Origin of the sequence: Microbacterium ureisolvens (genome assembly GCF_019511645.1) — a bacterium.
GTDB classification, from domain to species: Bacteria; Actinomycetota; Actinomycetes; order Actinomycetales; family Microbacteriaceae; genus Microbacterium; species Microbacterium ureisolvens_A.
Genome location: NZ_JAEUAX010000010.1, coordinates 1 through 22,846 on the forward strand (window position 1 = coordinate 1; position 22,846 = coordinate 22,846).

Annotated in this window: 24 protein-coding genes; 11 read left to right on the forward strand and 13 right to left on the reverse strand. The window is 72.0% G+C overall.

What is annotated here, in order from left to right; translation table 11 throughout:
* On the reverse strand, nt 1-425 hold a 425-nt coding region (locus tag JNB61_RS15490; RefSeq protein ID WP_220340293.1), incomplete at its 3' end, for a radical SAM protein.
* A gap of 262 nt (nt 426-687) precedes the next feature.
* Here JNB61_RS15490 and JNB61_RS15495 point away from each other — a divergent pair.
* The 5 genes from JNB61_RS15495 (at nt 688) to JNB61_RS15515 (ending at nt 7,782) form a co-directional block, all read left to right on the forward strand.
* Complete coding sequence (locus JNB61_RS15495; RefSeq protein ID WP_220340194.1) at nt 688-2,133, forward strand: cytochrome ubiquinol oxidase subunit I; 1,446 nt, start codon at nt 688-690, stop codon at nt 2,131-2,133.
* Between the two features lie 18 nt (nt 2,134-2,151).
* A complete protein-coding gene (cydB, locus tag JNB61_RS15500; RefSeq protein WP_220340195.1) occupies nt 2,152-3,186 on the forward strand; it encodes a cytochrome d ubiquinol oxidase subunit II in 1,035 nt (344 codons plus the stop codon).
* 239 nt (nt 3,187-3,425) lie between these two features.
* A complete protein-coding gene (cydD, locus tag JNB61_RS15505) occupies nt 3,426-5,126 on the forward strand; it encodes a thiol reductant ABC exporter subunit CydD (RefSeq protein WP_220340196.1) in 1,701 nt (566 codons plus the stop codon).
* Entirely contained in the window at nt 5,123-6,841 is a 1,719-nt protein-coding gene (gene cydC, locus JNB61_RS15510; protein ID WP_220340197.1) for a thiol reductant ABC exporter subunit CydC, read from the forward strand. The genes cydD and cydC overlap by 4 nt, the downstream gene beginning before the upstream one ends.
* Complete coding sequence (locus JNB61_RS15515) at nt 6,838-7,782, forward strand: capsular polysaccharide synthesis protein (RefSeq protein ID WP_220290629.1); 945 nt, start codon at nt 6,838-6,840, stop codon at nt 7,780-7,782. Before cydC ends, JNB61_RS15515 begins: the two co-directional genes overlap by 4 nt.
* 6 nt (nt 7,783-7,788) lie before the next feature.
* On the opposite strand, the gene JNB61_RS15520 is transcribed toward JNB61_RS15515, so the two are convergent.
* From JNB61_RS15520 to JNB61_RS15550, 7 genes are all read right to left on the reverse strand, one after another.
* A complete protein-coding gene (locus JNB61_RS15520) occupies nt 7,789-9,360 on the reverse strand; it encodes an SDR family oxidoreductase (protein ID WP_220340198.1) in 1,572 nt (523 codons plus the stop codon).
* A gap of 168 nt (nt 9,361-9,528) precedes the next feature.
* Complete coding sequence (locus JNB61_RS15525; RefSeq protein ID WP_220290632.1) at nt 9,529-10,140, reverse strand: GNAT family N-acetyltransferase; 612 nt, start codon at nt 10,138-10,140, stop codon at nt 9,529-9,531.
* A gap of 9 nt (nt 10,141-10,149) precedes the next feature.
* Nucleotides 10,150-11,250, reverse strand: coding sequence for a sulfate/molybdate ABC transporter ATP-binding protein (locus JNB61_RS15530; RefSeq protein WP_220290634.1), 1,101 nt, complete (start codon nt 11,248-11,250; stop codon nt 10,150-10,152).
* Entirely contained in the window at nt 11,247-12,077 is an 831-nt protein-coding gene (locus tag JNB61_RS15535) for an ABC transporter permease (RefSeq protein ID WP_308291280.1), read from the reverse strand. Before JNB61_RS15535 ends, JNB61_RS15530 begins: the two co-directional genes overlap by 4 nt.
* Nucleotides 12,074-12,910 (reverse strand): molybdate ABC transporter substrate-binding protein, encoded by an 837-nt coding sequence (modA, locus tag JNB61_RS15540; RefSeq protein WP_220340199.1) that lies wholly within the window; start codon nt 12,908-12,910, stop codon nt 12,074-12,076. The genes JNB61_RS15535 and modA overlap by 4 nt, the downstream gene beginning before the upstream one ends.
* The gene (locus JNB61_RS15545; protein WP_220340200.1) at nt 12,882-13,274 is read right to left on the reverse strand and encodes a TOBE domain-containing protein; all 393 of its coding nucleotides are present in this window, start codon (nt 13,272-13,274) and stop codon (nt 12,882-12,884) included. Before JNB61_RS15545 ends, modA begins: the two co-directional genes overlap by 29 nt.
* Nucleotides 13,275-13,409: 135 nt before the next feature.
* Complete coding sequence (locus tag JNB61_RS15550; protein WP_220290639.1) at nt 13,410-13,640, reverse strand: hypothetical protein; 231 nt, start codon at nt 13,638-13,640, stop codon at nt 13,410-13,412.
* Between the two features lie 157 nt (nt 13,641-13,797).
* Between JNB61_RS15550 and JNB61_RS15555 the strand changes: the two genes are divergently transcribed.
* From JNB61_RS15555 to JNB61_RS15580, 6 genes are read left to right on the forward strand one after another with little or no spacing between them, the layout of a single operon-like run.
* Complete coding sequence (locus JNB61_RS15555; protein WP_220340201.1) at nt 13,798-14,940, forward strand: ThiF family adenylyltransferase; 1,143 nt, start codon at nt 13,798-13,800, stop codon at nt 14,938-14,940.
* On the forward strand, nt 14,937-16,181 hold the full coding sequence (locus JNB61_RS15560) for a molybdopterin molybdotransferase MoeA (RefSeq protein ID WP_220340202.1): 1,245 nt from the start codon (nt 14,937-14,939) through the stop codon (nt 16,179-16,181). Before JNB61_RS15555 ends, JNB61_RS15560 begins: the two co-directional genes overlap by 4 nt.
* The gene (gene moaC, locus JNB61_RS15565) at nt 16,178-16,669 is read left to right on the forward strand and encodes a cyclic pyranopterin monophosphate synthase MoaC (RefSeq protein ID WP_220340203.1); all 492 of its coding nucleotides are present in this window, start codon (nt 16,178-16,180) and stop codon (nt 16,667-16,669) included. Before JNB61_RS15560 ends, moaC begins: the two co-directional genes overlap by 4 nt.
* Nucleotides 16,666-17,292 carry a molybdenum cofactor guanylyltransferase gene (gene mobA, locus JNB61_RS15570; protein WP_220340204.1) on the forward strand — a complete coding sequence of 209 codons (627 nt, stop codon included), beginning with the start codon at nt 16,666-16,668 and terminating at the stop codon, nt 17,290-17,292. The genes moaC and mobA overlap by 4 nt, the downstream gene beginning before the upstream one ends.
* Nucleotides 17,289-17,558 carry a DUF6457 domain-containing protein gene (locus JNB61_RS15575; RefSeq protein WP_220340206.1) on the forward strand — a complete coding sequence of 90 codons (270 nt, stop codon included), beginning with the start codon at nt 17,289-17,291 and terminating at the stop codon, nt 17,556-17,558. The genes mobA and JNB61_RS15575 overlap by 4 nt, the downstream gene beginning before the upstream one ends.
* A complete protein-coding gene (locus JNB61_RS15580; RefSeq protein ID WP_159842432.1) occupies nt 17,558-17,791 on the forward strand; it encodes a MoaD/ThiS family protein in 234 nt (77 codons plus the stop codon). Before JNB61_RS15575 ends, JNB61_RS15580 begins: the two co-directional genes overlap by 1 nt.
* Nucleotides 17,792-17,900: 109 nt before the next feature.
* Here JNB61_RS15580 and JNB61_RS15585 read toward each other — a convergent pair whose 3' ends face one another.
* From JNB61_RS15585 to JNB61_RS15605, 5 genes are all read right to left on the reverse strand, one after another.
* On the reverse strand, nt 17,901-18,341 hold the full coding sequence (locus JNB61_RS15585; RefSeq protein WP_220340208.1) for a molybdenum cofactor biosynthesis protein MoaE: 441 nt from the start codon (nt 18,339-18,341) through the stop codon (nt 17,901-17,903).
* Nucleotides 18,341-18,820, reverse strand: coding sequence for a MogA/MoaB family molybdenum cofactor biosynthesis protein (locus JNB61_RS15590; protein ID WP_220340210.1), 480 nt, complete (start codon nt 18,818-18,820; stop codon nt 18,341-18,343). The genes JNB61_RS15585 and JNB61_RS15590 overlap by 1 nt, the downstream gene beginning before the upstream one ends.
* A 28-nt stretch (nt 18,821-18,848) precedes the next feature.
* The gene (locus JNB61_RS15595; protein WP_220340212.1) at nt 18,849-21,296 is read right to left on the reverse strand and encodes an FdhF/YdeP family oxidoreductase; all 2,448 of its coding nucleotides are present in this window, start codon (nt 21,294-21,296) and stop codon (nt 18,849-18,851) included.
* 222 nt (nt 21,297-21,518) lie between these two features.
* Nucleotides 21,519-22,079 (reverse strand): signal peptidase I, encoded by a 561-nt coding sequence (gene lepB / locus JNB61_RS15600; protein ID WP_220340213.1) that lies wholly within the window; start codon nt 22,077-22,079, stop codon nt 21,519-21,521.
* Complete coding sequence (locus tag JNB61_RS15605) at nt 22,076-22,762, reverse strand: DUF305 domain-containing protein (protein WP_220340214.1); 687 nt, start codon at nt 22,760-22,762, stop codon at nt 22,076-22,078. The genes lepB and JNB61_RS15605 overlap by 4 nt, the downstream gene beginning before the upstream one ends.
* Nucleotides 22,763-22,846 lie beyond the last annotated feature (84 nt).

A 22,846-nucleotide genomic window follows, 5' to 3' on the forward strand; every position in this document is an offset into this window, starting at 1 on the left:
TCGATCGAGATGTTCAACCGGTCAAGCCCCGCCTCCACCAAAGCCGGCAGCAACTGCGGCAACCGGATCCCGTTCGTGGTCATCGCAACCTGAACCGCACGCCCGTCCGCGCCAGTGACCGCCGCCAGCCGGCGCACCACCTCCACGATGTCCGCCCGCAGCAACGGCTCCCCACCGGTCAACCGGAACGTGGTGATCCCGTCCGCCGCCGCCACCCGGGCAATCCGCACGATCTCATCCACCGTCAGAATGCTCGACTTCGCCAACCACTCATTGCCCTGCTCCGGCATGCAATACGTGCACCGCAACGAACACCGATCCGTCAACGAAATCCGCAGATCCCGATGCACCCGCCCATACGTATCCACGAGCGGATCGCCCATCGGCACCGCACCGCCATCAACGGACGCCGCCGCAACAGGCATCCGACGCCCGATCGCCACCGGGATCGCGGTCACGCGCCCGGCTCCGATCGCTGTGCCCGGCTCGCCATGCTTCCGAGGGTAGTCGCGCCACGGGCGGCGGGCGCCGGTGCGACCGCATTATTCACGGCGCTCACTCTCGCGTCCGCCCCGCATTCCTGGAAATCTGGGGGCACCGGGCGCCCGCTGCGGCGACGTCTCCCATGTGGTCTGACCACATGCTACGGTGATCAGACACAGTCCGGAACGATCGGAGAATCGCATCGTGGATCTGCTGGACCCTCTGCTGCTGGCACGCTGGCAGTTCGGCCTCACGACGCTGTACCACTTCCTCTTCGTCCCCCTCACGCTGGGCATGGCGCTGACGGTCGCGATCTTCCAGACCGCGTGGTTCCGCACCGGCAACGTCAAGTGGCTGCACCTCACGAGGTTCTTCGGGAAGATCTTCCTGATCAACTTCGCGATGGGCGTCGTCACGGGCATCGTGCAGGAGTTCCAGTTCGGCATGAACTGGTCGTCCTACTCGCGGTTCGTCGGCGACGTGTTCGGGGCTCCGCTCGCCTTCGAGGGACTGATGGCGTTCTTCTTCGAGGCGACCTTCATCGGCCTGTGGATCTTCGGCTGGGACAAGCTGCCCAAGGCGCTTCATCTCGCGAGCATCTGGATCGCGACCATCGGCGCGTGGTTCTCGGCGTACTTCATCCTCGCCGCGAACGCGTTCATGCAGAACCCGGTCGGCTTCAAGATGGCCGAGGACGGCTCGCGCGCCGAGATGACCGACTTCTTCGCGGTGCTGACGAATCCCGTCGCCCTGGCGGCACTCCCCCACACCCTTTTCGCGGCGTTCATGATGACCGCCGGCGTGATCGTCTCGATCTCGGCCTGGCACCTGCTGCGCAGGCAGAACGTCGAGATGATGCGCTCGTCGCTGAAGTTCGGGCTGTGGGGCCTGATCGCCGCCTTCGCGGGTGTGGCGCTCTCGGGCGACCAGCTCAGCCTCGTCATGGTGGCGACGCAGCCGATGAAGATGGCTGCCGCCGAGGCGATGTTCGACAGCGCGTGCGGAGCGGATGCGTCGTTCTCGGTCTTCACGCTCGGCACGCCCGACGGCACCAGCGAGCTCTTCTCGATCCGCGTGCCATACCTGCTGGCGCTGTTGTCGACGCACTCGTTCGACGGCTGCGTCGAGGGCATCAACGACCTCAACAACCTCTACACGACCGAGCTGTTCCCGCAGTTCGCCGACCAGGTGGACGGCAACTTCGCGCCGATCCTGTGGGTCACGTACTGGTCGTTCCGCTGGATGATCGGTCTCGGCGGCGTCGCCGCACTCGTCGCGGTCGTCGGTCTCTGGCTCACGCGCAAGAAGGCCAAGCGCGAGGTCCCCGCATGGGCGTGGCGCCTCGCGATCTGGGCATGGCCCGCCTCCCTGCTCGCGATCCTCGTGGGCTGGGTCTTCACCGAGATGGGCCGTCAGCCCTGGATCGTGTTCAGCCTCATGCTCACCGAAGACGGGGTGTCGCCGTCGGTGCCCGGATGGACGGTGCTCATCTCCCTCACCGCGTTCACCCTCATCTACGCGGCACTCGCGGTGGTCGAGTTCGGCCTCATCCTGAAGACGACCCAGAAGGGCCCCGAACCCCTTCCCGAGCCAGGGGCGCCGGATGCGCGCGACCTGGCGGTCGAAGACACCCCGACGACGGTCTACTAAGGGCTGCTGGAGCACATCATGGATCTCGCCTACCTCTGGTTCTGGATCGTCGGCTTCCTCTTCGTCGGCTACTTCGTGCTCGACGGGTTCGACTTCGGCGTCGGCATGTCGCTGCCGTTCCTGGGCAGGAACGACATCAGCCGCCGCCAGGTCATCAACACCATCGGGCCCGTCTGGGACCTCAACGAGACCTGGGTCATCGTCGCCGGCGCGTGCCTGTTCGCCGCGTTCCCCGAGTGGTACGCGACGCTGTTCAGCGGCTTCTACCTCGCGCTGCTGCTGATCCTGCTCGCGCTGATCCTCCGCGGCGTCTCGTTCGAGTACCGCCACCAGCGCGACTCCCTGCGGTGGAAGAAGGGCTTCGACACGATGATCGTCGTGGGCTCGGCCGTCCCTGCGCTGCTGTGGGGCGTCGCCGTCGCCAACATCGTGCAGGGTGTGCCGCTCGATGCGGACCACGAGTTCACCGGCTCGCTCCTGACCCTTCTCAACCCCTACGGCCTCCTCGGCGGGCTGACCACGCTCCTGCTGTTCTTCACTCACGGCGTGTACTTCGTCGCGCTGAAGACCGACGGCCAGGTGGCCGCCGACGCCCGTCGCCTGGCCGGGCGGGCGGGCCTGCTCACGATCGTCGTGGCTGCGGCATTCCTGGTGTGGACGGTGGGCATGGCGTTCTCCGAGGGCCGCGACTTCGCGGTGGTCACGGCGATCCTGTCGGTGGCGGCGGCGGTGCTCCTCATCGCCTCGTGGATCTCGAACGCCCGCGGGCGCGAGGGCTGGGCGTTCGGCTTCGGCGCCTTCACGATCGTCACGGCGGTGCTCGCGGTGTGGTTCGCTCTGTTCCCGTACGTGATGCCGTCGACGGGCGACCCCGCCGGCTCACTCACGATCGAGAACGCGTCGAGCACCGACTACACGCTGACGATCATGTCGTGGGCGGCCCTGATCTTCCTTCCGCTGGTGCTGGCGTACCAGGGCTGGACGTACTGGGTCTTCCGCAAGCGCGTCACGCGCTCCCGCATCGAGAAGGCGGCTGCGGCACCGGCGCACTGAGACAGCGGGGTGACGGATGCCGCGGGACGCAGCATCCGTCACCCCTGCGTCATTGCGCCGAGAGGCCGAGAACCGGGTGATCCACGGTGAAACCCTCATCCACCCGCCGGTGAGCGCGTGGCCGACATGACCGGCACGCGGGATCTCGTCGTAGCTCAGCCCCTCTGCGCGGTGCGACGCACAGTACCGCTCGCCGCGTGGACGGCGACGGACCGAGGGATGGGTAGGGTCGAGGTGGAATGAGTGAGACGGATGCCCCGCCTCGCGTGAACGGCAAGCCCGTCGATCCGCGGCTGCTGAGATACGCGAGCGCCTCTCGCGGCTTCTTCGTCGCGATCGCCGCGATCGCGGCGGCGCAGACCGCGGTGATCGTCGCGTTCGCCTGGCTTCTGACGCGCGCGATCACGGGAGCGATCGACGGGACGCCGTGGTCCGAGCTCTCACCGGCCCTCGGTGCCCTCGCGGTCGTGATCGTTCTCCGCGCCGTGCTGCTCTGGGCACGCGAAGCGGTCGCCGCCCGCGCGGGCGCGCAAGTGCAGGGGCAGCTGCGCGCCGCACTGGTCGAGGCGGTCGGCGTGCTCGGTCCGGAGTGGCTCGGCACCGGCAACACGGCCGCGCTCGCGGTGACCGCGGGTCGCGGCCTCGACGCCCTCGAGGCGTACTTCGGCCGGTACCTGCCGCAGCTCGTGCAGACGGTCGTGGCGACGCCGCTGATCCTCGCCGTGATGTGGTGGCAGGACTGGATCTCCGGACTGACCGTGCTGCTCACGCTCCCGCTCATCCCCCTCTTCATGGTGCTCATCGGCCTGGCGACGCGCTCGGTGCAGCAGCGGCAGTGGCGCACGCTCCAGCGCCTCGCCACGCGGTTCGCCGACACCGTGCAAGGGCTGTCGACGCTCAAGGTGTTCGGCCGGCAGCACCGGGCCGCGGCATCCATCGAACGGGTCACCGGCGAATACCGCCGCGAGACGATGCGCGTCCTGCGGGTCTCGTTCCTGTCGGGGTTCGCGCTCGAGTTCCTCGCGTCGATCGCCGTGGCGATCGTCGCGGTATCGATCGGATTCCGGCTCATCGACGGATCGCTCACGCTGGCGGTCGGGCTGTTCGTGCTGTTGCTGGCCCCCGAGGCGTACCTGCCGCTGCGCCAGGTCGGCGTGCAGTTCCATGCCGCGGCCGAGGGCGTCGCCGCGACCGACGACGTGTTCGACGTTCTCGACGCCGCGCGGGACGCGGCGGCAGCCCCCGCCTTTCCCCCCTCACCTGTCGCGGGTGGTCGCCGCGGGCGGCAGATTGCGACAGGCGAGCAAGAGAGGCTCGTGCTCGACGGTGTGCGCGTGCGGCGCGGAGAACGGATGCTGCCGCCCGTCGATCTGACGGCCGATCCGGGCACCGTCACCCTCCTCGAGGGGCCGAGCGGGGCCGGCAAGTCAAGTCTCTTCGCCGCTCTGCGAGGCGCTGCCGCGTTCGAGGGGGACGCTGCGTGGGGCGGCACCGGCGTGCGCGCCCTGAAGCCGTCGGACTGGCTCGCGTGGGCGGGTCAGCACCCGGGGCTCCTGACCGGCAGCATCGGCGACAACGTCACCCTCGGCGATCCGGCACCCGATGCCCCGACCGCGCAACGCGCGCTCGATCTCGCCTGCGCCGATGCGCTCGCCCTGTCGCTCGAGCTCGGAGTGCAGGGCGCGGGTCTGTCCGGCGGCCAGGCTCAGCGCGTCGCGGTCGCCCGCGCGTTCTACCGGCACCTGCGTGGCAACGCCCCGGTGATCGCGCTCGACGAACCGAGCTCGGCGCTCGATCCCGAAACGGAAGGGCGGTTGTGGCGCGGCATCCGTCTCCTCGCCGACGAGGGCGCAACCGTGCTGCTCATCTCGCACCGCACGTCTGCCCGCGCCATCGCCGATCACGTCGTGCGGCTCGAGCCGAGCGAGGTGCTCGCATGACCGCGACGGCCACGACACCGGGTGCGGTGCTGCGCGGCGCTATGCCGCCCGCCCGGCGGTTCTGGTGGGCTCTCGCGGCCGGGTTCGCGTCGGAGGCATCCGCGGTCGCGCTGCTCGCCGTCAGCGCGTGGCTCATCGTGCGCGCGAGCGAGCAGCCGCCGGTGCTGTATCTGTCGGCCGCGGTCGTGGGCGTGCGGTTCTTCGCGATCTCGCGTGCCTCCTTCCGCTACCTCGAGCGGCTCACCGGCCACGATGCCGCCTTGCGGCAGCTCGCTTCGACGCGCGCGGATCTCGTGCGCAGGCTCGTTCCCCTGGCACCGGACGGCCTGGCGCGCACGCGCCGCGGCTCGGTGCTCGGGGCGCTCGTCGACGACGTCGACGAACTGCAGAACCTCCCGCTGCGGGTCGTGCAGCCGCTCGTCTCGTCCGCGCTGGTGGCCCTCGGCGCGGTGGTGCTGGTGGCGTTCGTGTGGTGGCCCGCCGCCCTGACCCTGCTCGCCTGCCTGCTGGTCGCGGCGGCGATCGCGACGCTCTGGGGATGGGCGTCGGGGGCCCGCGCCGAGCGGGCCATCGCGCCGCTGCGCGCCCGCCTCGCCGACGCGGTGCTCGACCACATCGGCAGCCTCGACGTGCTCACGGCGTTCGGCGCCGAGGCGCAGAGCAGGAAGCGCATCGCGCGCTCCGACGCCGACCTCCGCCACGCTGTGGTGCGTCGTTCCGCGGCGCAAGCCGGCACCGCAGCGCTGGTGTCGCTCCTCGCAGGCGCCGCGTCGATCGCCGCCGTGCTGGTCGCCGCGCCGGGTGCGGCATCCGGTTCGCTGACCGGCCCGTCGCTCGCGGTCGTCGTGCTCGTGCCGATGGCGGTCTTCGAGGTGTTCGCGTCCGTGCCGATGGCGGCGTCCGCGTGGCGCCAGGTGCGCGCGTCGGCTGAGCGCATCGCCGACTCGCTGCCGGCCGCCCCGCCCGCCGAGCTCGCCCGCGAGACCATCGAGCCCACCGGCGACGCCCCGGCGCTCGGCGACGGCATCCGGTTGCACGCGGCGACGGTACGGTGGCCCGGCGCCGCCGAGCCCGCCCTACGCGACGTCGACCTCGCCATCCGGCCCGGCGAGCGGGTGCTCGTGATCGGCTCGAGCGGTGCGGGCAAGAGCACACTCGCGCACGCGCTCGTGCGGTTCCTCGAGACCGAGGGCGGCTACGACGTCGGCCCGCGCTCGGTGCATGAGCTCTCGCCCGACGACGTCCGGCTCACCGTCGGCCTGTGCGAGCAGCATCCGATGCTCTTCGACGAGGACATCAGGCAGAACCTCCTGTTCGCCCGCGACACGGCGACCGATGCCGAGCTCGAGGCGGCACTCGACCGCGTCGGCCTCGGCCCGTGGCTGCGCGCGCGGGGCGGTCTGGACGCGCGCGTCGGCGAGCGCGGCGCTCTGGTGTCGGGCGGCCAGGCGCAGCGCATCGCACTGGCCCGGGCGCTGCTGCGGGGCTTCCCGGTGCTCGTGCTCGACGAACCGACCGCGGGTGTCGACCCGGAAGGCTCGGATCGCCTGCTCGCCGACCTGCTGGGTGCGGTGGGGGACGACCAGGCAGTGGTGCTGATCTCTCACGTCACGGTGCCCGACGGTCTCGTCGACCGCGTCGTGCGCATCGAAGACGGGCGCCTGCTCGCGCGGTCGGGGCCCGCACCGTCCCCGGCGCAGGGGCTCGCGCCGTGAGCGACGTCTTCCCGAACCCGCTCGAAGGGCTCGAGGCGCAGCTGCGACGTGCGGACAGGTTCCGCGACACCGTCGATCCCGTCGCCGCCATCGCCGCCTACCGCACGTTCACCGACTTCCTGCGGCCCCGGTTGCCCGAGCTGCGTGTGGCGGCGGGGCTTCCCGAGCAGCCCGGCTCCCGCCGGGACGGCCACCTCATCGCCGAACGCGACGGCGCCCGGGTCGATGCGTCGACGCTGAACCTCTACACGTTCTGGAACACGCCCCTCGAGGGCGCGCCGCCCTTGGTGCAGGCATGCGTGGGTGAGATGACGCGCCTGCACGCCGACCTGCCGACGCCGCTGACCGTGCTGGACGGCCGGTCGGCGAGGGAGCTGGTGGAGATCCCGGATGCGGTCGCCGACGCCCTCGAGAAGGACCACCCCGCGCACTTCTCCGACTTCGTGCGCATCAGCGTGCTCGACCGGCTGGGCGGCATCTGGGTCGACGCGACCTGCTGGGCACCGGCGCCGTTGCCGGGCGCCGTGGCTCCCCTCCTCACCGCGGGCGCGCTGTATCCGCGCTGGACCCATCGCCAGATCGGCAACTGGTTCATCGCCGCTGTGCCGGGCACACCGCTGATCCGCCTGCAGCGGCTCGCGCTCGCGGCGTGGTGGGATCACGGCGACGGCATCCCCGACTACTTCCTGTACCACCGCATCTTCGAGGTGCTCCTCGATCTCGTGCCCGAGTTCCACGGGCAGTGGGATGCTGCGCCCACGCTGTCGAGCGCCGCGAGCCACCTTCTGCAACTCGGCATGATGCAGCCGTGGGGTCCCGAACCGCTCCGCTTCATCGCGGGCGCCTCGATCGTGCAGAAGCTCAGCTACAAGTACGACGACGTGCCGGTGGGCTCGGTGCTCGAGCGGCTGGTGTCGGGCGCACCGCTCCTCGACGGCTGACCCGCGTCAGGACGACACCGGCGGAGCCGCCCGCGCCGGCTCCGCCACCACGGCCTCGGCGGTCGCGGTGATCCGCCGCGCCATGCCGGCGAAGATGAACCCGTGGAACGGCAGCACGGCGAGCCAGTACAGGCGCCCCGCGAGCCCGCGCGGGAAGAACACGGCACGCTGGTCGTAACGCGATCCGCCGCTGTCGCCGTCGGGCGACGCCTGCAGCTCGAGCCACGCGAGACCCGGCACCTTCATCTCGGCGCGCAGGCGCAGCATCCGACCCGGTTCCAGCGCCTCGACACGCCAGAAGTCGAGCGCGTCGCCCACCGCGAGACGGTCGCGGCTGCGGCGGCCCCTGGCGAGCCCGATGCCGCCGACGAGACGGTCCATCCACCCGCGCACTGCCCACAGCACCGGTGACGAATACCACCCGTTCTCGCCGCCGATCCCCACGATGACGGCCCACAGAGCCGCGGGAGAGGCCGGGGTGTGCGCGGTGCGCACGTCGGTGAACACGACGCGTCCGGCCCAGTCGGGATCGTTCGGCAGCGGGTCGCTCGGCGCCCCGAGCACCTCGGCATCCTGCCAGCTCGTCTCGATCGCGTCGGCCTCGACGCGGCCGAGCGCCAGCCGCACGGCCATCCGATACGGCGTCAGGCCGCCTTCCGGCGGCGGGATCAGGTCGTCGACCGCGTGATCCTTGACGATGCACTCGTTCTGCAGCGACTCCACGAGCGGACGCGCGATCGATCGAGGAATCGGCGTGACGAGATTGACCCAGTGGGAGGCGAGCCGCGGGGTGAGCACCGGCAGCGCCGCGATCGGCCGCTGTCGCAGGCCCGCCTCGACCGCGTACCCGTTCATCATCTGCCCGTAGCGCAGCACGTCGGGCCCCCCGATGTCGACGGCCGTGTTCACGTCGGCGGGCAGCCGCGCGGCGCCGAGCAGATAGTGCAGCACGTCCCGCACGGCGATCGGCTGGATGCGGTTGCGCACCCACTTCGGCGCCGGCATGTACGGCAGCACCTCGGTGAGGTGGCGCACCATCTCGAACGATGCCGACCCCGACCCGATCACGACGCCCGCCTGCAGCACGATCGTCGGCACGCCACTGGCCAGGAACGTCTCGCCGACCTCGACGCGCGATCTCAGGTGCGGCGACAGCGTCACCCCGTCGGGGTGCAGGCCCCCGAGATAGACGATGCGACCCACGGATGCTGCGGCCGCCGCACGCGCGACGGTCTGGGCGGCGCGGCGGTCGGCGTCGGCGAACGTCGTGCCGCCCGACATCGAGTGGACGAGGTAGTAGAGCACGTCCACATCGCGCACCGCTGCGGCGACGGATGCCGCGTCGGTGGCGTCGCCGCCGACGATCTCGACCCGCTCGCCCCAGGGCAGCGCGGCCGCCCGCGCCGGATCGCGCGCCAGCACGCGCACCTGGTACCCCGCATTCAGCAGTCGCGGCACCAGGCGGCCGCCGATGTAGCCGGTCGCCCCCAGGACGAGGGCGCGCGGCGCGGAGGCGTCCGCACGGGGCTGCGCCTGCAGGGCCGGCTCGCGACCGGTCGGCGCCGAGACATCGTCCACGTCCGCAGACTATGGGAGGGGTCGGACGACGGCACAGGGTTGACTTCCGGGCCGCGAAGCGTCAAGAGGCCGGCCCGAAGCAGCTCCCGAGCGCGCGTATCGGCCGTCGCGCCGCGATCCTGCCGGGTTCTGCGCCGACTGGGGCGCCGCATGCCGGCGGCCGTCGGGTCAGAGCCGCGTGGCGAAGACCTGTGTGCCCTCCGGCGACGGCAGCGGCGCGAATCCCACCCGCGGGTAGAACGCGATGGCGCCGGTGTTCTCGGACGACGCCACGAGATGCAGACCCGGCACGCCCGCCTCGCGCAGGGCGTTCTCCAGCGTCTCGATGAGACGGCGGCCGAGCCCCTGCCCCTGGGTCTCGGGCAGCAGGTCGATGTGCAGGTGCGCGGGGTATTCGTCGCCGAACGGCTGCGCACCACCGCGGCGTGCGTAGGCGTAGCGCACGATGCCGTCCTGGCGCGAGGCGCTCACCGGCAGCGGATCGCCCTGCGGTCTGGGCCAGCGCTCGGCGAACCGCGGCCACCACTCGGTCTGGAACCAGTCCTCGAACGCGGCTGAGTCCGGCGCACCGACGACGTAGCCCACCACGCGGTCGTCGTCGGTCTCGACGACGAACGCGAACTCGGGGTGACGCGCGGCATACGGGAGCACGAAGATCTCCGCCCAGAGATCGTCGTCGTCGAGCAGGCCGGTCGCGTCGGCGCCGGCGTCCGCCGTCTTGAGGCAGATCTCGGCGAGGGCGGGCTCATCACCCGGACGGAAGGGGCGGATTCGCATCACCGGCCGAGTCTACGACTGCGCACCGACGGGGGCGTCCACGAACCGCACGTCGGCCGGGTCCACCCGGAGCGTGATCCGATCCCCGGGCGCCAGCCCCGCCGCACGCTCGGCGGCGACATCCACGGCGACGTCGGGGTCGGCGGTGCGCACACGCACACCCGCGGGCGTCTGCTCGAGCCGCACGATGCGCGCGGTCCACTCCCCCGCACCCCGCGGCGTCCCGTCGACGACCCGCACGTCGCTCGGACGGAACACGGCGGCGGACGGATGCCGCGTCCCCTGCGGCACCGGAAGCACGAGGCTCGCTGCGCGCCACGCGTGGGCATCCGCCCGCCCTTCCACCCGGTTCAGACCCGCGACCGCCGCGGCGAACCGGGTGGCCGGGAACGCGAGCACCTCCCGCACGGGACCCGACTGCGTGACACGGCCGTCCTCGAGCACCGCGAGGCGGCTGGCCAGCGCAACGGCGTCGACCGCGTCGTGGGTCGCGACGACCGCGGTGGTGCCAGTGGCCGCGAGCTGCTGGTGCAGGAGCGCGCGCACGTCGCCGGCCGTCTCTGTGTCGAGGGACGTCAGCGGCTCGTCGAGCAGGATCGCGGCGGGCGTGGTCGCGAGCGCACGCGCGAGCGCGACTCTCTGCTGCTGGCCCCCCGACAGGTGCGCCGGCCGGCGCCCACCCATGCCCTCGAGTCCGACGCGACGCAGCCACTGGGCGGCTCCGTCTGCGGCGGCGGCCTTCGCTGCTCCGTGCACGCGGAGCCCGAACGCCACGTTGTCGAGCGCGCTGAGGTGCGGGAACAGGCGCGGGTCCTGCCCGAGGAGCACCACCCCGCGCGACGCGGGGGGCGTGCGACGAGCCGGAGACACATCCAGCGCGCGCCCGTTCAGCCGCACGTGCCCCTCGTCGAACCCGGTCAGCCCGGCGAGCACCCCGAGCAGCGTCGACTTGCCGGCCCCGCTCGGTCCCATCAGTGCGACGACCGTCCCCGCGGGAACCTGCAGCACCGCGTCGAGGGCGAACCCGCCGCGTCGCACCACCACGCGGGCGTCGAGGCCCGCTGCGGCGCCGGATTCGGCATCCGTCCGCCCTTGCGACACCGCCGAGCTCATCGCGGCGCCTCGGCCCGCCACGCGCGCACGAGCAGCAGCACTCCGACGGCGGTCACGAGCAGCAGCAGCGACAGCGCGACCGCCGTGCCCTGCGAGACGCCGGCGCCGTTGAACGCCGTGTAGATCGCGAGCGGCATGGTCTGCGTCACGCCCGGCGCGTTGCCCGCGAACAGTGCGGTCGCCCCGAACTCGCCGATGGCGCGGGCGAAGCAGAGCACGATGCCGGCGACGAGTCCCGGGGCGGCGAGCGGGAGTGTGACGCGGGCGAGGATCGTCCAGCGCCCCGCGCCGAGCCCCGCCGCCGCCTGTTCGAAACCGACGCCGGTCGCGCGCAGCGCGCCCTCGAGTGCGAGCACGAGGAACGGCAGCGCGACGAAGGTCTGCGCCATCACGACGGCGCTCGTCGTGAACGGGATGCGGATGCCCCACTCCGCGAGGATGCCGCCCAGCCAGCTCGTCCGGCCGAAGAGGAACAGCATCGCCACACCGCCGACCATGGGCGGCAGCACGAGCGGCACCGTGACCACGGCCCGCAGCACGGCGGCCGTCCGCACGGTGCTGCGCGCGATGAGGAGCGCCAGCGGCACCCCGAGCACGACGCACACCGCCGTGGCCGCCGCGCCGGTCGCGAGCGAGAGGCCCAGCGCCGACAGCGCCTCCGGTGAGGTGACGTCGGTCCACAGCGTCCCCCACTCCACCCGCAGGACGAGCGCACCGAGCGGCAGCACGAGCAGCGCGAGCCCGATCAGCGCGGGCACGGCGAGCACGCGCGGCACGAACCCCGCGCGCTCTTCGCGTGCGGGCACGCGTGCCGCTGTGGTGGTCACGGCGCCCCGAAGCCCATGGCCGCCAGAACCTTCTGCCCTTCGTCGCCGAGCACGAACGCGACGAACGCGTCGGCGACCTCGGCACCCGCCCCATCAGACAGGGCCACGATCGGGTAGCGGTTCACGACGTCCTCGGCACCGTCGACCTCGATCGTGTCGACATCGTCCCTGGTCGCCGCGTCCGTCACGTAGACGAGTCCCGCGTCCGCTTCGCCGGCCGCCACCTTCGTGAGCACCGCCGTCACGTTCTGCTCGTAGCTGTCGACGCTCGCGGTGACCCCCGCGTTCGACAGCAGTGTCGCCGACGCCGCGCCGCACGGCACCTCGGCGGCGCACAGCACCACGGTGAGGTCGGTCTTCGCGAGGTCGGCGAGCGTCTCGACGCCGCCGGGATCGCCCGCGGGCACCACGAGCACGAGCGTGTTGGTGGCGAACAGCTGCGGGTCGGTGGCGAGGCCTTCGCCGACGACCTTCTGCATGTTCTCCTCGTCGGCCGACGCGAACACGTCGACGGGGGCCCCTTCGATGATCTGGGTCGCGAGCGTCGACGAGCCGTCGTACGTGATCGGGTGGACCGCGACGGACGGATGCTGCGCCTCGAACTCCGTCGCCAGCTCATCGAACGCCGCCTTCAGCGACGCCGCCGCGTACACCGTGAGGCCTCCGGCGAGCTCTGGCCCTGCCGACGTCGCCGGAGCGGGCGTCGCGGCCGGAGCCCGGTCTGCCCCGGTCGCGCAGCCGGTGACCAGCAGGGCCACGGAGGCCAGGACCACGGCGGTACGCGGGAGCCGGGAGCGCGGCACGTCAGGCTTTCGGGGTTTCGACGATGACATTCGTGGCCTTCACCACGGCGACGGCGAGGGAGCCCGGCTCGAGGCCGAGGTCGCGCACCGCCTCGCTCGACATGAGCGAGACCACGCGGTGCGGTCCGGACTGGATGTCGACCTGCGCCATGATGCCGTCGACCTGCACGCGCGTGACGAGCCCGACGAACCGGTTGCGGGCGCTCGACAGTACGTCGGCGGGATCCTTCGGCGTCGCGGCCAGTTCCACCGCGTGCGCGGCGAGCGCGTCCCCGGGGATCTCTATCGGCGACGCCCCGGTGGTCGGCAGCGCGCCGGCGTCGACCCACCGCCGGACGGTGTCGTCGCTCACCCCGAGCAGGCGCGCGGCCTCCGAGATCTTGTAGCCGGCCATATCGGTACGCTATCACCGCATCTGAGGATGATTCCGGTGATCATCACCGCAGTAGCGGATACCTCGCACGCGATGCTGCTCGCCGACCGGGCGCGGAGCACAGTGGTGCCGGTGGCTTCCCGCCGTGCACAGAGGTCAGGAACGCTCCTCCAGGTCGGAGTCCTCGTCCGAGATCTCGTCGCGGCGCGGGCCCACGACGTCGCTGGTGAAGGTGTGCTCCCGTTCGACGTCCCTGATGACGTCCGTCTTGAGGTCGCTCGCGGGGTTGGTGTCGTCGGGGTTCAGACGGGGGATCACTCCCCCGTCATCGCCGGCTGCCGCCGTGCTCTCGGCGTTCGTGGTCGGCTCGTCGCGGTGACCGCTCATGTGATGCTCCCGTCGTCTGTTCGGGAACGATATTCCGCGCGAGTGCGAAGTGGGAGGGCACTTGACAACAGCCGGAACGGGGGCCACCCGCCGATGGACCGCTCGGAGCTGCCGCATGAACGGCCTGCACGCACACGGGCGCGGCTAGCCTGAGGGCATGGCTTTTCCCCCGCTCGTCGAACCGGTCGCCGAGCTGACCGACGCCGAACGCACGCGCACCGCCCGCCACCGGGTGCTCGCGGGCTTCGGCGAGATCGCCCAGCGCCGTCTCGCCGCCGCGCACGTCGCCGTCGTGGGGGCGGGCGGCCTCGGCTCTCCTGTCGTGGTCGCACTCGCTGCCGCGGGGGTCGGCACCCTCACCGTCATCGACGACGACCGGGTCGAGGCATCCAATCTCCAGCGGCAGGTCATGCACCGCGTGAGCGATGTGGGGGCGCCCAAGGTCGACTCGGCGGTGCGCATCGCCGCCGACCTCTCGCCGACGACGGTGGTGCGACCGGTGCGGGCGCTGCTCACTCCCGAAAACGCCGCGGCTCTCCTCGCCGGCGCGCACGTCGTGGTCGACGGCACCGACACGTTCGAGACCCGCGAGGCCGTCGCCGCCGCGTGCGACCGGCTCGGCGTACCGCTCGTGTGGGGTGTCGTGCAGGAGTTCCACGCGCAGGCCACGGTCTTCTGGTCGGCGCCGCCCGCCGGCGCGACGCCCGTGCGGCTCGCGGACCTGTATCCGCCGGAGGCAGGACGTGAGGCGCCGTCGTGCGCTCAGGTGGGGGTGCTCGGGGCGCTGTGCCTGCAGGTCGGGTCGATTCTGGCGACCGAGGCCGTGAAGCTCATCACCGGTGTGGGCGAACCGCTGCTCGGACGGGTGCTCGTGGTCGACGCGCTGCGGGGGCGGACAGATGAGCTTCCTCTGCGTCCGGCGACGGACCGCGCGACGGATGCGACGCACCCTGCGCCTGTGGACGTGCCCACGGCACCCCGGCTTGGACAGACGCCCGCGATCCCGCAGCTTTCCGCCGCCGAAGCTCTGGCCGCGCAGCGCGCGGGAAGCGTGCTCCTCGACGTGCGTGAGCCCTTCGAGACCGAGCGGGGCGTGATCCCGGGCTCGGTGCTGCTGCCGCTGGGCGAGGTGCTCGCCGATCCGTCGCGGGTCGAGGCCCGCACGGTGGTCGTCGTATGTCAGGTGGGTATGCGCGCGCAGCGCGCGGCGGTGGCTCTGCGCGGCGCCGGGGTCGAGGCATCCGTCCTCGCCGGGGGCATCGACGCGTGGAACCGCGACATCAGGACGGTGCACGCGTGAGCGGACTGCGTACGGTCGAGGAGCACCTCGCCGACGTGCTGGCCGACGCCGCGCCGCTGTCCGGCGAACGGGTGCCTCTCGCCGATGCCCACGGCCGCACGCTGAGCGAACCCGTGCAGGCGGCCGTCGACATCCCCGTCTTCGACAACTCCGCGATGGACGGCTTCGCGGTGCGCTACGCGGACGTGGCCGATGCCACCCCCGACACCCCTGCGACGCTGCGGGTCGTCGCCGACCTCCCCGCCGGCACTGCCGCCGACCCCCGCCTCGCGCCCCGTGACACCGCGCGCATCATGACGGGGTCACCGGTGCCCTCCGACGCGGACGCCATCGTGCCGTTCGAAGACACGGCCGGCGGTCTCGCCGACTCGCTCGGGTCGATCTCGGTCCTGCGCGCGCCGCGCGCCCTCGGCGCGCACATCCGGCGCGCCGGCGAGGACGCCCGTGCCGGAGAGGAGGTGCTGCCCGCCGGCATCGTGCTCGGTGCTCTCCAGGTCGCGGCGGTCGCGGCATCCGGCGTCGCGGACGTCGTGGTATCGCGGCGCCCGCGCGTGGCCGTCGTCTCGACGGGCAGCGAACTGGTCGAGCCCGGCGCGCCGCTGCGCAGGGGCCAGATCCCCGAGTCGAACAGCGTGCTGCTGGCGGCCCTGGCCGCCGACGCGGGCGCGGAGGTGGTGCGCCGCGCGAGCGTTCCCGACGAGCCCGGCGAGCTCGACACCCTCTTGGCCGAGGTCACCGATCCGCGGTCGCCGCGATGCGCCGATGTGGTCGTGTTCTCGGGCGGCGTGAGCGCAGGTGCCTACGAGGTCGTCAAGACGACACTCGCCGGCACGATGACGTTCTCCAAGATCGCGATGCAGCCGGGCAAGCCGCAGGGTCTCGGCCGCCTTCCCTCGGGCACGCTGCTGTTCGGTCTGCCCGGCAACCCCGTCAGCGCCGCGGTGTCGTTCGAGGTGTTCGTGCGCCCGGCGCTGCTGCGCATGCAGGGGCGTCAGGCGCTGGATCGCCCCGTGCTCACGCTGCGCGCTGCGTCCGGCTGGCGCACGCCTCCCGGCCGGCGCCAGTATCTTCCGGTCACCATCGACCGCGCCGACCCGCGGGGGTGGCGAGTGATCCCTGCGACCACCGGCGGATCGCACCTCGCCGGCGGATTGGGTAGGGCCGAGGCGTACGCAGTGGTGCCGGCGGAGGTCGACGCCGTCGCGGCCGGTGATCTCGTCGATGTCATGCTGATCTCATGAGCACCGAGCAGCCGACGTTCACTCACCTCGACGACGCGGGCAATGCCCGCATGGTCGATGTGACCCTCAAGCAGCCCACGGTCCGCTCCGCCACGGCACGCGGGTTCGTGCGCTGCGCGCCAGACGTCGTGGCGGCGCTGCGCGACGGCTCGGTGCCGAAGGGTGACGTGCTCGCCGTCGCCCGCATCTCGGGCATCCAGGCCGCCAAGCGCACACCCGAGCTGCTGCCCCTCGCCCACGTGATCGGTGTGCACGGCGCCACCGTCGACCTAGCCATCGACGACGACGGCGTGCGCATCGAGGCGACGGTCCGCACGGCCGACCGCACCGGTGTCGAGATGGAAGCTCTCACCGCGGTCTCGGTCGCCGCCCTCGCTGTCGTCGACATGGTGAAGGGCCTCGACAAGGGCACCTCGATCGAGAACGTGCGGATCGTGACCAAGACCGGTGGCAAGAGCGGCGACTGGCACCGCCCGGGCGAGGCATGACGCCGGCTCCGGGCGATCTCGGTGCGATCCTGCTGGCCGGCGGTCGCGCCTCGCGCGTCGACGGGGCGGCGAAGCCCCTGTTCGACGTGGGCGGACGCACGCTGCTGTCGGCGGCCGTGTCGGCGGTGACGGATGCTGCCGCCCGGCCGATCACCGTGGTGGCACCCGTCCTCGACGAGACGCTGCCCGTGGCGTGGGTGCGCGAAGAGCCGCCGTTCTCAGGCCCCGCCGCGGCCGTCGTCGCCGCCCTCGCCTCCTGGGCGGATGAGGACGACCCGACGTGGACGCTCCTGCTCGCATGCGACCTCCCCGGCGTCGTCGCCGCCGTGCGGCGCCTCGTCGACGACATCCGGCTCCTGCCTTCCGACAGCGACGGCGTCTGCCTGGCCGATGCGTCGAGCCGGCCCCAGTGGCTGATCGGGGCGTATCGCACGCGTGCTCTGCGGGACGCAGCATCCGTTCTTCCCCTCGGCGGCCGTGACGCGCCCATGCGCGCGCTGCTCGATGATCTGGCGATCACCGTCGTGACCGCACCCGACGACCTGACCCGCGACGTCGACACGTGGGAGGATCTGAAAGAGGCCCGACGAAGGGCCGCGCATGCCCAGGAGGAGCCGTCATGAGCGAGCAGTCCCGCACCCTTCCGCCCGAAGCGCTCGATGCGTGGGCCGACGCGCTGCGCGAGCGGTTCGACCTCTCGCCCGAGGAGCTCCCGGTGGCGCTGATCCTCGACCTGGCGCGCGACGTCGCGCTGGGCGTCGCCCGACCCGCGGCGCCGTTCAGCGCGTTCGCCGCCGGTCTCGTCGCCGGCCGCGCGGGTGGCTCCCCCGAAGACATCGCGGCCGCGGTGGCGGTCATCACCGCCATGGCCAACGAGTGGGAGGTCTGATGGCCGTCGTCCGCTACTTCGCCGCTGCCCAGGAGGCCACCGGGCTCGACACCGAGCGCCGGTCCGAGTCCACGCTCGGCGCGCTGCGCGAGGCCGTGTCGGCCGCCTATCCAGGTCTCGGCGGTATCCTTCCCCGCTGCGCCGTGCTGGTCGGCGGCTCACGGGTCGCCGACGACACCCCGCTCGGCGCCGACGAGCTCGTCGACGTGCTGCCGCCCTTCGCCGGAGGCTGACCTCCTGACAGCGCAGCATCGGACTTCCTGGGCGACGCGCCGGGAACGGATGCTGCCGCGAGGGGTGTCCGCGCAGATCACCGGTTCTGCGCGGGGCAACGGGCGAGCGTCAGCCGCCGAGGCCGAGCCAGGTGGCGGTGCCGTCGGATTCGAGCTGGCGCTTCCACACCGGCAGGTCGGTCTTGATCGTCTCGATGAGGGTGCGGCAGACCTCGAAGGCCTCCGCGCGGTGTGCAGAGGCGACCGCGATCACGACGGCCGCATCACCCACGTGCAGCGTGCCGACGCGGTGCGAGACCGCGACAAGGGCGCCGGTCGTTCCGATGGCCGCCGAGGCGAGCCGGGCGAGGGTGTGTTCGGCGTCGGGGTGGGCGGAGTATTCGAGACCGACGACCGCGGTCGCAGCATCCGGATCGTGATCGCGCACGCGCCCCACGAACGTGGTGACCGCGCCCATGTGGGGGTCGTCCACCGCGCGCAGGTGCGCGTCGAGGTCGAGAGGCTGCGCGCTGATCGCCGCGACGCGCACCCCGCCGGTCGAGACGGCCATCAGTGGTCGCTCCCGCCGAGCTGGTCGAGCACGTGGCGGGCGACGGACACCACCACCGGCATGCCGGACGCCACGCCTGCGGGGGATCCCGGAAGGTTCACGACGAGCACCCCGTGCGGGTCGACGACGCCGGCGATGCCGCGCGTGAGCATGCCCGCCGGCTTCTCGGCGGCGCCGCGGCGGCGGAGCTCCTCGGAGATGCCGGGGATCTGGCGCGTCACGACGCGCGCGGTGCCCTCCGGGGTCTGATCGCGGGGAGAGACGCCCGTGCCGCCGGTGGTGACGATGAGCTTGACCCCCGCGACGACCTCCGCGGTGAGGGCGCGCTCGACGCTGTCGGCGCCGTCGGGGACGACGACCGCGTCAGCGCAGTCGAAGCCGGCCTCGCGGAGCGCCGCGACGGCGATGGGTCCGCTCTCATCGGTCCGCAACCCTCCGGCCGAGCGGTCCGACACGGTGACGACAGCGGCTCGGGTCATGCACCCAGCCTAGGCGCGCACGCCCGGCTCAGGCGCGGTGCTCGAGACGGACGATCACGGCCTTCGAGGTGGGCGTGCCCGAGATGTCGGCGACGGAGTCGAGCGGCACGAGCACGTTCGTCTCCGGGTAATAGGCGGCGGCGTTGCCCTTGGGCGTGTTGTAGGCGACGATCCGGAACTCCTCGGCGCGGCGCTCCTCGATCGTGCCGTCCGGACGGGTCCACTCCGACACCAGGTCGACGATCTCGTCCTCGGCGAACCCGAGAGCCTGGATGTCCTTGGTGTTCACGAGCACGACGCGTCGCCCGTCGTGGATGCCGCGGTACCGGTCGTCCTTGCCGTAGATCGTGGTGTTGTACTGGTCGTGCGAGCGCAGCGTCTGCAGCAGCAGCCGACCCCGCGGGATCACCGGGTACTCGAGCGGGTTGGCGGTGAACCGCGCCTTGCCGTCGACGGTCGCGAAGCGCCGGGCATCGCGTGGACCGTTCGGCAGGTGCAGCGTGCGCCCCTTGTCGATGCGCTCCTCGTAGTCGTCGAAGCCCGGCACGACCCGCTCGATGTGCGAGCGGATGAGCGCATAGTCGGCCTCGAGCGCCGCCCAGTCGGCATGAGGGACGTTGGACGGCCCTTCCACACGCTCAGGGACCCTGTGGTCGGCCGGGTGGTCGGCACCGTCGGCCTCCTCGGACGCGGTGCGCTCGGGGTATCCGAGGTCGTGGTCGCCGACGTGCTGGGGCGGCGCGTCTGGCGGGGAGTCGCCCTGCGACCCGAAGAGGAGTGCGCACAACCGCGCGACGATGGCGACTTCGCTGAGGAGCTCCTCCGACGGCGGGGCGAGCCGGCCACGCGACGCGTGCACGGCGCCCATCGAGTCCTCCACGGTGACGCGCTGCTCGCGTGCGCCGCGACGGTCGCGGTCGGTGCGGCCGAGGGTCGGCAGGATGAGCGCGCGACGCCCCGTCACCACGTGCGACCGGTTCAGCTTCGTCGACACGTGCGCGGTGAGCCCGACCTGTGCCATGCCCGCCTCCACGACCGCGGTGTCAGGCGTTGCGGCGACGTAGTTTCCGCCCATGCTCATGAAGAACCGCACACGGCCGTCGCGCATCGCCCGGATCGCCTGGACCGTGTTGTACCCGTGCTCGCGTGGCGCGGCGAACCCGAACTCGGCGTCGAGCGCATCGAGGAAGTTCGACGACGGCTTCTCGTAGATGCCCACCGTGCGGTCGCCCTGCACGTTCGAGTGCCCGCGCACCGGGCAGAGGCCTGCGCCGCTCCGCCCGATGTTGCCCTGCAGCAGCAGCATGTTCACGACGTCGCGCAGCATCGGCACCGAGTGCTTGTGCTGGGTCAGTCCCATCGCCCAGCAGACGATGGTGGCCTTCGACGTGCGCACCGCCTCGCCCACCCGGCGCAGCGCCTTCTCGGGAAGCCCGGTGGCGGCCACGAACTCACGCCACGGGGCATCCGTCATCGCCTGCCGATAGGCGTCGAAGCCGCTGGTGTGCTCCGCGATGAACGCGTGGTCGAGCACGCCGCCTTCGGCCTCCTCGGCCTCGAGCAGGTGCTTGCCGATCGCCTGGAACAGCGCCTGATCGCCGCCGAGGCGGATCTGCACGAACTCGTCGGCGAGCTTCGTGCCGCCGAACGCCACGCCACGCACCGTCTGCGGGTTCTCGAACCGCATCAACCCAGGCTCGGGGAGCGGATTCACCGCGATGATGGTGGCACCGCGCTGCTTCGCCTTCTCGAGCGCCGACAGCATGCGCGGGTGGTTGCTTCCGGGATTCTGCCCCGCGACGATCAGCAGGTCGGCCTCGTGGACGTCCTCGATCGAGACGGTGCCCTTGCCGATGCCGATGGTCTCGGTGAGCGCCGAGCCGCTGGACTCGTGGCACATGTTGGAGCAGTCCGGGAGGTTGTTCGTACCGAAGCCCCGTACGAGCAACTGGTACAGGAATGCGGCCTCGTTCGAGGTGCGACCCGACGTGTAGAAGACCGCCTCGTCCGGGTCATCGAGCGATCGCAGCTCGTCGGCGACGAGCCGCAGCGCGTCGTCCCACGAGATCGGGCGGTAGTGGGTCGCGCCCTCATCGAGCACCATCGGATGGGTGAGCCGCCCCTGCTGCCCGAGCCACCAGTCGTCGTGCGCGCGCAGGTCGTCCAGCGAGTGCGCGGCGAAGAACTCCGGTCCAACGCGGCGCAGCGTCGCCTCTTCGGCCACCGCCTTGGCCCCGTTCTCGCAGAACTCGGCGACGTGACGCTTGTCCTCCTCGGGCCACGCGCAGCCGGGGCAGTCGAAGCCGTCCTTCTGGTTCACGCGCAGGAGCGTCTGCACCGAACGCGTCACACCCATCTGCGCGTTGGCGATCTCGAGCGCATGCAGCACTGCCGGCACGCCCACCGCGACCTTCTTCGGCCGTGTCGCGTGCACTCGCGTCTCGTCGATGTCGGCGGTCGGAGGCTTCGTCGCCATGCCTCCAGGCTATGCCTCGCGCGGCTCCCGAGGGTCGCCCCCTACCGTCGGTCTTCCGTTGCCGCACCGGTTTCAACCGGTCTTCCGGTCCCTCACCGGTTTCAACAGGTCTTCCGATCCCGCACCGGTTTCAACAGGTCAACCGCGCTTGTGCAGGACGAATCCGCTCAGCTCTCCGGTGCGACCCCGGTTGACCTGTGGGGCCGAGGGATCCGCAGCGCGTCAGCCTCCCCACCAGAGCCGCACGGTGCCGCGCAGCGCCTCGAGCGCCACCGCACCGCGGCCGGGTCCGGACACCGAGAGGCGCGAGTCGGCCGACTCCGCGCGGTTGTCGCCCATGACCCACACCGCGCCTTCGGGCACGGTGACCCGGAACGGGATGTCGCCGCCCGGGCGCTCCTCGGTCGCATACGGCTCGTCGAGCGGGCCGCCGTTCACGAGCAGGCGGCCGCTGCCGGCCTCGCAGCAGGCCACGACGTCTCCGGCGACACCGACGACCCGCTTCACGAGCAGCGTGTCCGCCGTGCCCGACCAGCCCTCGCGGTCGACGAGCAGCACCACGTCGCCGCGCACGGGCGTGCTCCAGCGGTCGAACACGACGGTGTCCCCGCTGTGGAGGGTCGGGCTCATCGAGTCGTTGCGCACCGTGGCGACGCCGAACGCCGCCGCGATCAGCAGGGCGCCGGCAACCGGAGCCAGGACCGCAGCGATCCACACGAGCGTGCTGCGCTTGCGGCTTTCCGCCGCGGCAGGCCGCCGAGCCGGGCTGGCGACGGGGGTCACGGCACCTGGGCGAGGAGCGCCGTCATGGCGTCGATCTCACGCTGCTGCTCCACGAGCACGTGCTTGCCGGAGGTGCGGACGAATGCGTTCGATCCTTCCCGCACGGCGCTCTCGGCCATTTCGAGCGCACCGTCGTGATGCGCGATCATCAGCTCGAGGAACATCCGATCGGCGTCGACTCCATCGGCGGCGTCGAGCGCGGCGAGCTGCTCGGCGGTCGCCATGCCCTTCATCCGGGTGTGCGGATGATCGCCGCAGCCGGTCGCGATCGCGCCGACAACGGCCGGCGAACCGCCGTGACCCTGATGGGCGCCGGCAGTGCCCTCGGCCGGGATGGCGCCGCGCCACGCGCTCTGCCACGCCCGCATCGTGTCGATCTCGGCGGTCTGGTCGGCGACGATGAACTCGGCGAGCGCGCGGGTGCGCTCGCGAACACCGGCGGCGCCCAGCACGAGGCCGCTGAGCTCGAGCGCCTGCTCGTGGTGCGGGATCATGCCCTCGATGTAGCAGTGGTCCTCGAGGGTCGGGTAGGCGGCGGTGGCGGCATCCGTCATCGCTCCTGAAGCTGCCGCCTGCGGAACCGAGTCCTTCGCGGTCGTCAGCCCGAGTGCGACCGCGGTGCCGGCGACGGCCACGGTCGACACGGCCAGCGCGACGCCGAGTGCGGCGATGCGATTGCGCATCAATTCTCCTTTCGGATCGGATGCCGCGCCCCCGGCGGGTGGGGCCGAGGAAGGGTCCCGCGGGACGGCGCCAGGCGCCGCCCC

Excerpts from the sequence above, each read along its gene's own strand:
- cydB (WP_220340195.1), top strand. The coding sequence starts at position 2,152 with ATGGATCTCGCCTACCTCTGGTTCTGGATCGTCGGCTTCCTCTTCGTC.
- cydD (WP_220340196.1), top strand. The coding sequence starts at position 3,426 with ATGAGTGAGACGGATGCCCCGCCTCGCGTGAACGGCAAGCCCGTCGAT.
- cydC (WP_220340197.1), top strand. The coding sequence starts at position 5,123 with ATGACCGCGACGGCCACGACACCGGGTGCGGTGCTGCGCGGCGCTATG.
- JNB61_RS15530 (WP_220290634.1), bottom strand. The coding sequence starts at position 11,250 with ATGAGCTCGGCGGTGTCGCAAGGGCGGACGGATGCCGAATCCGGCGCC.
- modA (WP_220340199.1), bottom strand. The coding sequence starts at position 12,910 with ATGTCATCGTCGAAACCCCGAAAGCCTGACGTGCCGCGCTCCCGGCTC.
- JNB61_RS15545 (WP_220340200.1), bottom strand. The coding sequence starts at position 13,274 with ATGGCCGGCTACAAGATCTCGGAGGCCGCGCGCCTGCTCGGGGTGAGC.
- JNB61_RS15550 (WP_220290639.1), bottom strand. The coding sequence starts at position 13,640 with ATGAGCGGTCACCGCGACGAGCCGACCACGAACGCCGAGAGCACGGCG.
- JNB61_RS15555 (WP_220340201.1), top strand. The coding sequence starts at position 13,798 with ATGGCTTTTCCCCCGCTCGTCGAACCGGTCGCCGAGCTGACCGACGCC.
- moaC (WP_220340203.1), top strand. The coding sequence starts at position 16,178 with ATGAGCACCGAGCAGCCGACGTTCACTCACCTCGACGACGCGGGCAAT.
- mobA (WP_220340204.1), top strand. The coding sequence starts at position 16,666 with ATGACGCCGGCTCCGGGCGATCTCGGTGCGATCCTGCTGGCCGGCGGT.
- JNB61_RS15575 (WP_220340206.1), top strand. The coding sequence starts at position 17,289 with ATGAGCGAGCAGTCCCGCACCCTTCCGCCCGAAGCGCTCGATGCGTGG.
- JNB61_RS15580 (WP_159842432.1), top strand. The coding sequence starts at position 17,558 with ATGGCCGTCGTCCGCTACTTCGCCGCTGCCCAGGAGGCCACCGGGCTC.
- JNB61_RS15585 (WP_220340208.1), bottom strand. The coding sequence starts at position 18,341 with ATGGCCGTCTCGACCGGCGGGGTGCGCGTCGCGGCGATCAGCGCGCAG.
- JNB61_RS15590 (WP_220340210.1), bottom strand. The coding sequence starts at position 18,820 with ATGACCCGAGCCGCTGTCGTCACCGTGTCGGACCGCTCGGCCGGAGGG.
- JNB61_RS15595 (WP_220340212.1), bottom strand. The coding sequence starts at position 21,296 with ATGGCGACGAAGCCTCCGACCGCCGACATCGACGAGACGCGAGTGCAC.
- JNB61_RS15605 (WP_220340214.1), bottom strand. The coding sequence starts at position 22,762 with ATGCGCAATCGCATCGCCGCACTCGGCGTCGCGCTGGCCGTGTCGACC.